12 protein-coding genes are annotated in these 11,853 nt (G+C 65.3%); 8 read left to right on the top strand and 4 right to left on the bottom strand.

What is annotated here, in order from left to right; genetic code table 11:
• Positions 1 to 94 precede the first annotated feature (94 nt).
• From P8T11_RS22260 to serA, 4 genes are all read left to right on the top strand, one after another.
• Positions 95 to 1,813: a copper resistance system multicopper oxidase gene (locus P8T11_RS22260; protein ID WP_268082294.1), complete on the top strand. Its 1,719-nt coding sequence runs from the start codon at positions 95 to 97 to the stop codon at positions 1,811 to 1,813.
• Positions 1,814 to 1,816: 3 nt separating this feature from the next.
• Entirely contained in the window at positions 1,817 to 2,761 is a 945-nt protein-coding gene (locus P8T11_RS22255; protein WP_418910281.1) for a copper resistance protein B, read from the top strand.
• A gap of 39 nt (positions 2,762 to 2,800) precedes the next feature.
• Complete coding sequence (locus tag P8T11_RS22250; RefSeq protein WP_268079987.1) at positions 2,801 to 3,256, top strand: DUF411 domain-containing protein; 456 nt, start codon at positions 2,801 to 2,803, stop codon at positions 3,254 to 3,256.
• Positions 3,257 to 3,352: 96 nt separating this feature from the next.
• Positions 3,353 to 4,549: a phosphoglycerate dehydrogenase gene (gene serA / locus P8T11_RS22245; protein ID WP_268079988.1), complete on the top strand. Its 1,197-nt coding sequence runs from the start codon at positions 3,353 to 3,355 to the stop codon at positions 4,547 to 4,549.
• A gap of 171 nt (positions 4,550 to 4,720) precedes the next feature.
• Here the strand turns inward: serA and P8T11_RS22240 are convergent, their stop codons facing one another.
• Positions 4,721 to 5,584 (bottom strand): LysR substrate-binding domain-containing protein, encoded by an 864-nt coding sequence (locus P8T11_RS22240; protein WP_268082296.1) that lies wholly within the window; start codon positions 5,582 to 5,584, stop codon positions 4,721 to 4,723.
• A 145-nt stretch (positions 5,585 to 5,729) separates the two neighbouring features.
• Between P8T11_RS22240 and P8T11_RS22235 the strand changes: the two genes are divergently transcribed.
• From P8T11_RS22235 to P8T11_RS22225, 3 genes are read left to right on the top strand one after another with little or no spacing between them, the layout of a single operon-like run.
• Positions 5,730 to 6,161 (top strand): VOC family protein, encoded by a 432-nt coding sequence (locus P8T11_RS22235; RefSeq protein ID WP_100853321.1) that lies wholly within the window; start codon positions 5,730 to 5,732, stop codon positions 6,159 to 6,161.
• A gap of 23 nt (positions 6,162 to 6,184) precedes the next feature.
• Positions 6,185 to 6,919 (top strand): 5-oxoprolinase subunit PxpB, encoded by a 735-nt coding sequence (pxpB, locus tag P8T11_RS22230; protein ID WP_268079990.1) that lies wholly within the window; start codon positions 6,185 to 6,187, stop codon positions 6,917 to 6,919.
• Positions 6,916 to 7,914 (top strand): biotin-dependent carboxyltransferase family protein, encoded by a 999-nt coding sequence (locus tag P8T11_RS22225; RefSeq protein ID WP_268079991.1) that lies wholly within the window; start codon positions 6,916 to 6,918, stop codon positions 7,912 to 7,914. Before pxpB ends, P8T11_RS22225 begins: the two co-directional genes overlap by 4 nt.
• Positions 7,915 to 7,927: 13 nt before the next feature.
• On the opposite strand, the gene P8T11_RS22220 is transcribed toward P8T11_RS22225, so the two are convergent.
• Complete coding sequence (locus P8T11_RS22220) at positions 7,928 to 8,641, bottom strand: GntR family transcriptional regulator (protein ID WP_268079992.1); 714 nt, start codon at positions 8,639 to 8,641, stop codon at positions 7,928 to 7,930.
• A 142-nt stretch (positions 8,642 to 8,783) separates the two neighbouring features.
• Positions 8,784 to 9,422, bottom strand: coding sequence for a trimeric intracellular cation channel family protein (locus tag P8T11_RS22215; RefSeq protein WP_268079993.1), 639 nt, complete (start codon positions 9,420 to 9,422; stop codon positions 8,784 to 8,786).
• A 231-nt stretch (positions 9,423 to 9,653) separates the two neighbouring features.
• On the opposite strand from P8T11_RS22215, the gene P8T11_RS22210 reads away from it, so the two are divergent.
• Positions 9,654 to 10,523, top strand: coding sequence for a universal stress protein (locus P8T11_RS22210; RefSeq protein WP_268079994.1), 870 nt, complete (start codon positions 9,654 to 9,656; stop codon positions 10,521 to 10,523).
• Positions 10,524 to 10,580: 57 nt separating this feature from the next.
• Here P8T11_RS22210 and P8T11_RS22205 read toward each other — a convergent pair whose 3' ends face one another.
• Positions 10,581 to 11,831, bottom strand: a complete 1,251-nt coding sequence (locus tag P8T11_RS22205; RefSeq protein ID WP_268082297.1) for a muropeptide transporter — start codon at positions 11,829 to 11,831, stop codon at positions 10,581 to 10,583.
• Positions 11,832 to 11,853: the final 22 nt, after the last annotated feature.

Here is an 11,853-nt window from a genome sequence, read left to right as displayed (position 1 = left end):
GTCACCCCGGTTTTCCTAAAGTGTCATCACGGTCACTCCTTCAAGGACTTTCGTGAAAGACGCTCTGCCCCGCTTGCGCCCCACCGCGCAGCCCATGGGCACCTCATCTCTTGCCCGCCGCCGCTTTGTGCAAGGCCTTGCCACGGGCGGTGCGTTGGCGGCGCTGGGCGGCTGGCGCGCGGCCTCGGCCGCGCCCCCACCCACGTCCGCAACCACATCCGCGCCCACTCCCACCGCCGAACTGCGCGGCACCGAATTCCATCTGGAGATCGGCGAAACGCCCGTGAACTACACCGGCGCGACACGCATCGCCACCACGGTCAACGGCCAGCTGCCCGCGCCGATACTGCGCTGGCGCGAAGGCGACACCGTCACGCTGCACGTCACCAACCGGCTACGCGAACAAACGTCCATTCATTGGCACGGCATTCTTCTGCCTTCCAACATGGACGGCGTCCCGGGCCTGAGCTTTGACGGCATCGACCCCGGCCAGACGTTCACTTACCGCTTTCCCGTGCGCCAAAGCGGCACGTACTGGTATCACAGCCACTCGGGCTTTCAGGAACAGACCGGCCTGTACGGCGCCATCGTCATCGACCCGCGCCATCACGACCCTGTCGCCTTCGACCGCGAGCACACGGTGCTGTTGTCCGACTGGACGGACGAAGATCCCATGCGGCTGTTCAACAAGCTCAAGGTGATGCCCGACTACTACAACGGCATCCAGCCCAGCATCCAAAGCCTGTCGGCCGACGCGCGTGAACACGGTTGGCGCACGGCACTGTCCGAACGGCTGATGTGGGAGCAGATGCGCATGAACCCGTCGGACCTGGCGGACGTGTCCGGCGCCACCTATACCTTCCTGACCAACGGCGCCACGCCCGCTGGCAACTGGACGGGGCTGTTCAAGCCGGGCGAACGCATCCGGCTGCGCTTCATCAACGGCTCGGCGATGACCTACTTCGATGTGCGCATTCCGGGCCTGAAGATGACCGTGGTGGCCGCCGACGGGCAGGACGTGCGGCCGGTGGAGGTAGAGGAATTCCGCATCGGCGTGGCGGAAACCTATGACGTCATCGTCGAGCCCAAGGACGCGCGTGCGTACACGATCTTCTCGCAAGCCATGGACCGTTCGGGATACGCCCGCGCCACGCTGGCGCCACGCGCCGGCATGCAGGCAGACGTACCCGCGCTGGACCGCGTGCAATTGCTGGGCATGATGGATATGGGGATGTCGCATGACATGGGCGCGGACATGAAAGCCCCCATGGACAATGCCGGCGGCATGGTTCAAGTCCAACACCCCTACGCCACGGAACGCGGCGTGGGCAATTCCATGTTGCCGGACCAGGTGTCGACGCGCCTGGACGACCCAGGCGTGGGCCTGCGCAAGAACGGCCGCCGCGTGCTCACCTATGCAGACCTGCATTCGCTGCGCGAACCCGACGACAAGCGCGCGCCATCGCGTGAGATAGAACTGCATCTGACGGGCAACATGGAACGCTACATGTGGTCGTTCAACGGCGTGAAGTTTTCGGACGCCAAGCCCATCGTGCTGCGCTACGGCGAGCGCGTGCGCTTTGTGCTGGTCAACGACACGATGATGACGCACCCCATCCACCTGCATGGCCTGTGGAGCGACCTGGAGTCACCCGACGGCGCATTCCAGGTACGCAAGCACACCATCACGCTCAACCCCGCGCAGCGGCTCAGCTACCGGGTCAGCGCCGACGCGCGCGGGCTGTGGGCATACCACTGCCATCTGCTCTATCACATGGAGGCCGGCATGTTCAGAGCGGTCGTGGTGGAGTAATCAATGAAGCTTTCGATGCAACCCTCGATGACATCAAGCACACCGTGGTTGAAGCTGTGCGCCGTTGCGATGGCAATGACGCTGGCCGCGGCGGGCGCGCAGGCGCAGTCCCCCGCCGTGGATCACGGCGCGATGGACCATTCCAACATGGGCCACGGCGCGACGCCGCCAACTGATCCGGCCGCGATGGATCACGCGGACATGAACCATGCCGCCCCCGCTTCGGACTCGCCGCCCGTGGGCAGCCTGCCGTCCAGCGACGGCTCGGGTGAACGCAGCTACGACAGCTATGGCATCCACCCGCACATGATGGACAACGCGCCCGCCTGGCAGGTGCTGTTCGACAAGTTCGGCGTATCGCGCAACCGCGATGGGCAGAACGCGCTGGACTGGGATGGCCGCTTCTGGTTCGGCACCGCCACCGACCGCTTGGTCGTCAAAAGCGAAGGCGAACGCCAAAGCGGTGGCGGGTCGGACGGCAAGGTCGAAGCGTTCTGGAGCCACGCGGTATCGCCCTTCTGGGACCTGCAACTGGGTGCGCGCCGCGACATCGGCTCAGGCCCGAAGCGCAACTGGGCCGCCTTCGGCATTGAAGGCGTGCTGCCCTACAACGTGGAACTGGAAACCACCGCGTACGTGGGCGCGTCGGGCCGCACCGCGCTGGCGCTGAAGGCCGAGTACGACCTGCTGCTGACGCAACGACTGATCTTCACGCCCGAGCTGGAAGCCAGCCTCTACGGCAAGTCCGACGTTGAACGCGGCATCGGGTCGGGCCTGTCGACGGGCTCGCTTTCCTTGCGCTTGCGCTATGAAGTCACGCGCGAATTCGCGCCGTATATCGGCGTATCCTTTGAACGAAAGTTCGGCCAGACGGCACGCTACGCGTCGGACGCCGGCGCCAGCCGGTCGCAGACCGCCGTCATGGCCGGCGTGCGATTCTGGTTCTGACGAACGCCTGCCCTTTTCCATCATCCTGATCGGAGCATCATGAACGTATCCCGACTGACTCGCCTGGTTCTCGTCGCAGCGCTCTGCGCCCCCGCGTTCGCCACCGCCCAAGGCCCCATCAAGGTCGAGGTCTGGAAGACCCCCACCTGCGGCTGCTGCGAAGACTGGGTCAAGCACATGCGCGACAACGGCTTCATCGTCACCACCCATGATGTGCAGGACACCGGCCCCATCCGCCGCAACGCGGGCATGGCGGACTACGGCTCTTGCCACACCGCGATGGTTGACGGCTACGCGGTCGAAGGCCACGTGCCCGCCAGCGACGTGCGCCGCCTGCTGCTGGAAAAGCCCGACGCCGCCGGCCTGGCCGCCCCCGGCATGCCGCTGGGTTCGCCGGGCATGGACGGCCCCGAGTACGGCGGCAGGAAGACCCCGCACGACGTGCTGCTGGTTGGCAAGCAAGGCGGCGCCCAGGTGTTTCAGGCCTACCGCTGAAACAATTCATCCACACCGTCTCAATGGCTACTCCTTGCACTGCAGCAAAAATGCGCCACAATAAATAAAACGCTTTCTCACCACCCCCTGGCAGTCATGGCAAAAATCGTCCTGTTCGAGAACATTCATCCGAGCGCCCGCGCGGTCTTCGAAGCCGCCGGCTACACCGATATCGTCACGCACGCAGCGGCCTTGCCGCCGGCGCAGATGCACGACGCCCTGCGCGGCGCGCAGGTGGCGGGTATCCGTTCTCGCACGCACCTGGACGCCGCCCTGCTGTCCAGCCCCGACCTGCGCGTGGTGGGCTGCTTTTGCATCGGCACCAACCAGGTCGACCTGGACGCGGCCATGCAGCGCGGCATCCCGGTATTCAACGCGCCGTTCTCAAACACCCGCTCGGTGGCCGAACTGGTGCTGGGCGAAGCGATCCTGCTGCTGCGCCGGATCCCCGAAAAGAACGCTCGCGTGCACTTGGGCCATTGGGACAAAAGCGCCTCGGGCGCGTTTGAAACCCGGGGCAAGACGCTGGGCATCGTCGGCTATGGCAACATCGGCTCGCAGATCAGCACGCTGGCCGAAAGCCTGGGCATGCGCGTCATCTACCACGACGTCGAAGCCAAGCTGCCGCTAGGCAATGCACGCCCGGCCGCCACGCTCAACGATCTGCTGGAGCAGGCCGACGTGGTGACGCTGCACGTGCCGGGCGGCAAGTCGACCGAAAACATCATGAACGCCGAGACCATCGCGCGCATGCAGCGCGGGGCCATCCTCATCAACGCCTCGCGCGGCACGGTGGTGGATATCGACGCGCTGCACGCGGCGCTGAAGTCCGGCCACCTGGCCGGCGCGGCGCTGGACGTTTTCCCCACCGAGCCCAAGAGCGCCGACGAACCGTTGGCCAGCCCCCTGATCGGCATGCCCAACGTGATCCTGACCCCGCACATCGGCGGCAGCACGCAGGAATCGCAAGAGAACATCGGCCGCGAAGTAGCCGAAAAGCTGGTGCGTTTCATGCAGGCGGGCACCACCAAGGGCGCGGTCAATTTCCCCGAGCTGCCCTACCTGGAACCAGCCGGCGCCACCCGCATCCTGCACGTCCACCGCAACGCACCGGGCGCGCTGGGCACGCTGGACAACCTGATGGCGCAACATGGTTTGAACATCGTCAGCCAAACGCTGCAAACCAAGGGCCAAATCGGCTACGTCATCACCGACGTAGAAGGCCAGGTCGACGACATCGTCATGACCACCCTGCGCAGCCACCCCATCACCGTCCGCTGCGACCGACTGTAGGATGGGTGCAGCGCGCGAGACGGGTGGCAAGAACACCACCGTGTTTCGCGCGAAACCCATCATGCGGCGTTGCCTATGTGGCTGCTGCCGTTTTGGGTTTAGCGCTGCTTGATGGGTTGCGCGCGTTTTGCGGCTGCTTTTTTCTGACTTTCCTGCCGCGCTTCACCCATCCTACGAGCTTGCTGCCTCGGCTAAACAATCCGCCATTTTTTCGCGTACGCTGCCGGCATCGAAAGGCAGGCGGCCGATGATGCCGATTTCTCTGTAGAAGGCCTGTTCGCCTAGCGGCAGCAGGCGCAACCCCGTTACGTCCAGCCCGCGCAATTGCGGCAGCAGCGCCACGCCCACGCCGTGCCGCACCATGCTGGCAATCGCTTCGATCTCATCAAGCTCCACGGCTTCATGCACGTTGATGCGATGTTTCTTCAGAAAGATATCCACCACGCGCCCACCAAACGACGCGCGGTCGTAACGGATGAACGGTTGCGTGGCCAACAGCTCACGCCAGGGCGCCACGGGCATGGATTCCGGCATGGCCAGGACTACCGGCTCGCTCAACAGCCGCTGCCAGCCCAGTTCCGGCGGCAAGGCAAAAGGCGGGCGGATCAGCACGGCCATGTCCACTTCACCCGCGTCCACCTGCCCCAACAGTGATAGCGACACGCCCGGCACCACGCGCACCCTCACGTCGGGATACACCGCGCGGAACCGGCCCAGCGCGCCGACCAGCAAGTCTTGCTGCACCGAGGCAATCGCCCCGATGCGCAAGGACCCGCTGACCTGCCCGGCGCCGGCCGTCGTGACCATGCGTTCGGCCATGGCCACCAGTTCTTCCGCCTGCGGCAGCATCTCGCGGCCATGGGCGTTCAAGACAGCAGCACGCGCGCTGCGATCGAACAACGCCACGCCCAGGTATTCCTCCAGGCGCTTGATCTGGGCGCTGACCGCCGATTGCGTCAGGCCCAGGTGCGTGCCGGCTCCGGTAAAGGTGCCATCCCGCGCCACGGCGATGAATGTCTTGAATTCTTTGATCACAATCAATTTTTTCGATGCTAAGACACAAAAAATATCGTTTTTCAATCAAAAAAACAATACCTAAACTATGCCCTGGAGCTTGTGATCAGCAACACCAGGCAAGCATCCGCATCACCATCACACTTTGAATGACCCGGAGTTTTTCATGACCGCCCAAACCAACCTGCCGCCGTTCCATTTGGCCTTCCCGGTCCGCGACCTGGCCGAAGCCCGCGCCTTCTACGGCGAAACGCTGGGCTGTCCGGAAGGCCGTAGCTCGAACGAATGGATCGACTTCAATTTCTACGGCCACCAGATCGTTGCCCACCTGGCTCCCAGCGAATGCGGCCACAACGCCACCAGCGCCGTTGACTCGCACAACGTGCCGGTGCGCCATTTCGGCGCCGTGCTTTCCATGGAACAATGGGAAGCCATGTCCAAGCGCCTGATCGACGCCGGCACGGAATTCGTCATCGAACCGTACATCCGCTTCAAAGGCGAAGTGGGCGAACAAGCCACGATGTTCTTCCTGGATCCGTCGGGCAACGCCCTGGAATTCAAGGCCTTCAAGAACATGGATTCGCTCTTCGCCAAGTAATCCGCCCAACAGGTGTCACGCCGTTGCACGATTCTTCCGAACCTCCTTCCTCGGCCTGCCCTCGCTGGCGCATCCTGCCCCAGGGTGACCGCTGCATCGTCGTCTCGTTCGGCGACCGCATCGACGCCGACCTCGGCCGCACCTGCCTGGCCGCCGCGCGCAAACTGCGCGACGCGCGCTGGGCGGGCGTCACCGATGTGGTGCCTTCTTTTGCCGCAGTCGCGGTGCACTACCGGCCCGACGGCCTGGGCAACGGCCCCACCTGCGCCAGCCTCACCGACCGCATCAACGCCTTGCTGGCCGAAGGCATACCCGCCGACGCCGTGGGCGGACGCGACATCGACATTCCCGTTTGTTATGGCGGCGAACATGGGCCCGACCTGGCCGACGTGGCGCATGCCGCGGGCCTGTCGCCCGACGCCATCATCGCCCTGCACAGCCAGCGGCGCAGCATGGTCTTCATGCTGGGCTTCGCGCCCGGCCATGCCTATCTGGGCGTGCATGATGAACCGCTGAACATTCCACGCCGGCCCTCGCCGCGCACCGCCGTTCCCGCAGGCGCCGTGGCGGTCGCCAATCGCCAGACCGTGATCTACCCCAGCCGCCTGCCGGGCGGCTGGAACATCATCGGCGCCACCCCGCTGACCCTGTTCGACCCCGCCCGCGCCCCCGCAGCGCTGCTGCAACCTGGCGATTCCGTTCGATTCGTGCCGATTGCACCCGAGGAATTCGACCGCATCCGCAAGGGCCAGCCATGAGCGTGACCGTCATCAAGCCCGGCATGCTGTCCAGCTTCCAGGACCGGGGCCGCGAGGGCTACCAGCATCAGGGCATTCCCACCGCGGGCGCGATGGACGAACGCGCGCACCGGCTTGCCAACGCTCTGGCCGGCAACACGGGCGACCCGGCCACGCTGGAAATGACGCTGACAGGTCCCTCCCTGCGCTTTGACTTGCCGGCCTGTTTCGCCCTTACCGGCGCCGATCTGGGCGCCACGCTGAACGGGCAGGACATTCCCGTGCATCGCCCGCTGGTGGCCCGCGCGGGCGACACGCTGGCCTTTGGCGCCCGTGCCGCGACGGGTGCGCGCGCTTATCTGGCGGTGCACGGCGGCTTTGCCCTGCCACCGGTAATGGGCAGCGAAAGCACGTATCTGCGCAGCGGCTTTGGCGGCTTCAAGGGACGCACGCTGGCCAAGGGCGACCAGATTGCGCTGCGCACGCCGCTGGCGCAGGGCCGCGACCTGGACGCCTTGCAGCAGGCGCTATGGAATCTGCGCATCTATCTGCCCGGCGTCGTCGCCAATAAGCGGCGGGAGTCCATCCGCTTTCTGCCCGGCATGCACTGGGAAGCGTTTTCGGAAGCCTCGCGCCAGGCCTTCACCACGGCGGAATTCCGCATCAGCCCGCAATCGGACCGCATGGGGTATCGCCTGGTTGGCCCGGCACTAAGCATGGACACGCCGCGCCAGATGCTGTCGGAGGCCGCCTGCTTCGGTACCGTGCAGGTGCCCGCGGGCGGCGAAGCCATCATCCTGATGGCCGACCGGCAAACCACAGGCGGCTATCCCAAGATTGCGCAGATCGCCACGGTGGACCTGCCGGCGCTGGCGCAGGCCGCGCCCGGCCAAGCTTTGCGTTTTCAGCAGATAACGATGGAAGACGCGCAGCGCCTGGACGGTGAGCGCGAACGCGCTTTTGCGCAATTGCACGAGGCCTTGGCGCCCCTGCGCGTGGTGCTGGCACCAGCTTGACGAACTGAGCGGATCAGCCTCGGGCGTAGCGGGCGGGCGCGTCTACCGTGGCCGGCATAGCCGTCTGCCCCGAGGCTTCGCGGTAGGCCTCCACAATGCTCGGCAGCACTTCCAGCACATACGTGCGCGTCAACTCAGCCGCGCGGTCAACGTCGCGAGCCGTCAACGCCAGCGTGATGCTGTTGGTGTACGACTGGATCACATGGGTTTGCACCGACCGCTTGGCCAGCAGGAAGCGCAGCGGCTCCACCTGTTCATAGAGCTTGCTCAGCATGCTGGTCAGCGGGGTATTGCCCGTGAACCGGGCGCAGGCCAGATAGAACTCGCGGGCGGCCGCAATGCAGGCGCGCGCGTCGCGCTTGGCCATTGATGACGCGATCGCCTGGTCATAGCTGCGCAATTCAGCCAACAGCGGCGACAGGTCTTGCATGTCGGCCAACTGGCGCATGCAATACGCCTCCAGTTCGGCGCGCAGCATGTACAGGTGACGGATCTGCGCTTCGGTATAGAGGGTGGCCCGAAAGCCCTTGCGTTGGATATGCGTGACCAGGCCACTCAGTTCCAACAGGCGCAGGGCTTCACGGATCGGGCTGCGGCTGGTGCCGAAACGCTGCTCGAGTTCTTGCTCGCGCAGCGGCTGCCCGGGCCGGATCGTGCCATCCACGATCAACGCGCGAATTTGTTCCTGCAGAAAATACGGAATCGTGGCGGGCGCTTTGACGTCCAATCGGCTCCCCTTTGTACTGCGCGAGGCATGGTATGAGACAGCGAGAAGATACTAGAAATCTATTGAAACACAAATAAGAAAATTGTTGCAGAGCCGAATCCGGTCCGCTGGGCGACGCCGGCAGGCGCTCAGTAACCGGCGATCAGTGCCAATCGTCCCGATACACAAACTTCGGCATCTGCCAGTTGAAACGCAAGGCCAGCAGGCGCAGCGCAAGACCCACCACCAGCGCAAGCGGCACGGCGGCGTTGGCCGACAGGCCCAGGGATTGCCCGCCCAGGTACAGCGCGCCGGTCACCACGGACACGCTGGCGTAGAGTTCCTTGCGAAACAGCAGCGGCACTTCGTTGCAGAGCACATCGCGCAGCACCCCGCCCGCGCAGCCGGTGATCATGCCGCTGATCAGCACGACGGTAATGGGCAACTGCATCATCTGCGCCACCTGGCAGCCGATGACGGTAAAGGCCACCAGGCCCAGCGCGTCGGCCAGCAGGAACAGGCTGCGCAGCCGCCGCATCACCGGCGCGATCAACGCCGTCAGGATGGCCGCGCCCCCCGTCATCCACAGGTATTCGGGGTGGATGACCCAGGTCAACGGGTAATGCCCCAGCAGCACGTCGCGCAGCGACCCGCCGCCCAGCGCCGTCACGCACGCGATGATGCAGACACCCATCCAGTCCATGTCGCGCCGGCCGGCCGACAGCGCCGCGGTCATCGCTTCGGCCACGATGGCGACCAGGTACAGCGTGTGCAGCAACAGGGGGGATATGTCGGAGAGCATGGGGGAAATTTCAGGAATGACGGGGGATCGGACCCTATTGTATTGAGACTGACCTGGCGCAAGGCGGCATTGCAGCCCCTCGCGCCATCCCCTACGCTGGACCGTGCGTTGATATCGATCAATTCCCGATTTGCATCGCGGCGAGACAATCGGGACATGCCCTCATGGGCCCTAAAGCCAGGCTGCGCGGACGCGGGGTTCGCCACCCTGGCCACAACCGGGAGATAAGGTATGACACAGCAAACAGGCCCCATCCTTTTGGCAACCGACCTGAGCGCGCGCGGCGACCGTGCCCTGGACCGCGCGTTACAGCTCGCCCGTGAACTCGGCACCCAACTGATCGTGCTGCACGTCATGGAAAGCCACGCCACCACGGCGCGCCTGACCACCCCGGTCTGGCGGCGGCTGTCCACCGACCACAAGGCGCTGGCCGAACGCGAGCTGGCCGAAGACCTGGCCGCCGCCGACGTTTCCACCGAAGTGGTCGTCGTGTCGGGCGACCCCCTCACGCAGATCCTGGAAACCGCCGACAGCTATGGCTGCTCGTTGATCGTCACCGGTACCGCGCGCGACGAAACCCTGGGCCGGCTGCTACTGGGCACCACCGTCGAAAAGCTCGCCCGCCAGGCGCGCCAACCGGTGCTGGTGGTGAAGACCCGTCCGCGCAAGCCGTATCGCGACGTGCTGGTGGCCACCGACTTTTCGGACGGATCGCGCCATGCCCTGCGTGCCGCGCTGCAACTGGCGCCCAACGCCAACCTGACGCTGTTCCACGCCTATGACGTACCGTTCCAGGGCAAGTCCGCGCCCGACGACGCCGTCACGCGCAGCTTCTACAAGGGCGCGGAACAAAGCGCGCGGGAATTCACCGCCAACACGCCCGAATTGGCGGGCCGGACACCGCCCCAGGTGGTGTTGGAACCCGGCCAGCCCGAGACCGTGCTGTCGGAATATTCGTTCCACCACCGTTCAGACCTGGTGGTGACGGGCACGCATGGCCGCACCGGCATCCTGCGCACCGCGATCGGCAGCGTGGCCGAACGCCTGTTGGAATCCCTGCCCAGCGACGTGCTGATCGTCCGGCTGCAAGACGAAAGCTAGCCTGAACATGGCGGCGCATTGTGCGCCGCCATTTTTTTCAGCCAGCCTGCCGTCGCGTCAGGCCTGGTCGCCCTGCTTTTCCATCGTGTCGATGGTGCCGCGCAAAACGTGCAACAGCACCAGGCCGGGCAAGGCGATCACCACCGTCAACAGGAAAAAACCCGGCCAGCCCATGGATTCCACCAGCGGCGGCGTCAGCGGCCCGGCCAGATAGGTGCGGCCCACGGCCGACAACGCGGACAGCAGCGCAAACTGCGTCGCGGAAAACTGCCGGCGGCACAGTGCCATCAACAGGCCCACGAAAGACGCCGTGCCCAGGCCGCCGCACAGGTTTTCGATACCCACGCCGGTGGCCATCAGCCACAGCGTTTTCGGGCTGATGGCGATCAGCCAATACGCCAGGTTCGACACCGCCTGCAACAGGCCAAAGGCCATCAGCGACCGGTACAAGCCCCAGCGCGCCATCAAGGTGCCCCCAGCCAACGCACCGACAATGGTGGCGGCCAGGCCCAGCACCTTGTTGACGGTGCCGACCTCGGTGGGCGAGAAGCCCGCGCCGCGGATCAGGAAGGTGGTGGACAAGGCACCCGCGAAGGCGTCGCCCAGCTTGTACAGCACGATCAGCGCCAGTATCGACAGCGCGCCGCGACGGGTGAAGAATTCGTGCAAAGGCTCGCCGATTGCCTCGCCCAGATTGCGCGGCGCGCGCGCGACGTGCTCGGGTTCGGGCGCCAGCAGCGTGGCGATCGCGCACAGCAGCATCAGTCCGCCCATCAGCACATACGTATAGCCCCAGCCGATCCACTGGTCCGCCATGATCAGCGCCAAGCCGCCGGACGCAATCATCGCCAGCCGGTAGCCCATGACCTTGACCGCCGCGCCCGCGCCGCGTTCCTCCTTGCGCAACACGTCCGTGCAATAGGCGTCGAACGCGATGTCCTGGGTGGCGGACAGGAAAGCGACCAGCACCGCCAGCAAGGCCAGCGGCATCAGCGCGGTGGACGGCGACAGCGCCCCCATCACCATGATCGCCACGGCCAGCAGCAGTTGCGTCAGCAGCATCCAGCCCCGGCGCCGGCCCAGCAGGGGCGGCACGTAGCGGTCAACAAAGGGAGCCCAAAGAAACTTGATGGTGTAGGCGGTGCCCACCAGCGTGAGAAACCCGATTTCCTGTAGCGGCACCCCTTCAACGGTGGCCCAGGCCTGCAAGGTACCGCCGGTTAGCGCCAGGGGCAGTCCGCTGGCAAAGCCCAGGACCAGCAAGGGGGCCACGCGGGGGCTGGTATAGACGTTGGATACAGCGGTGATGACGGTCTCCTGAAACGCGGCG

Source organism: Achromobacter spanius (genome assembly GCF_029637605.1).
Lineage (GTDB): Bacteria > Pseudomonadota > Gammaproteobacteria > Burkholderiales > Burkholderiaceae_B > Achromobacter > Achromobacter spanius_E.
Note: the sequence above shows the minus strand (reverse complement) of the source record. Positions and strands in the feature narration are given on the sequence as shown.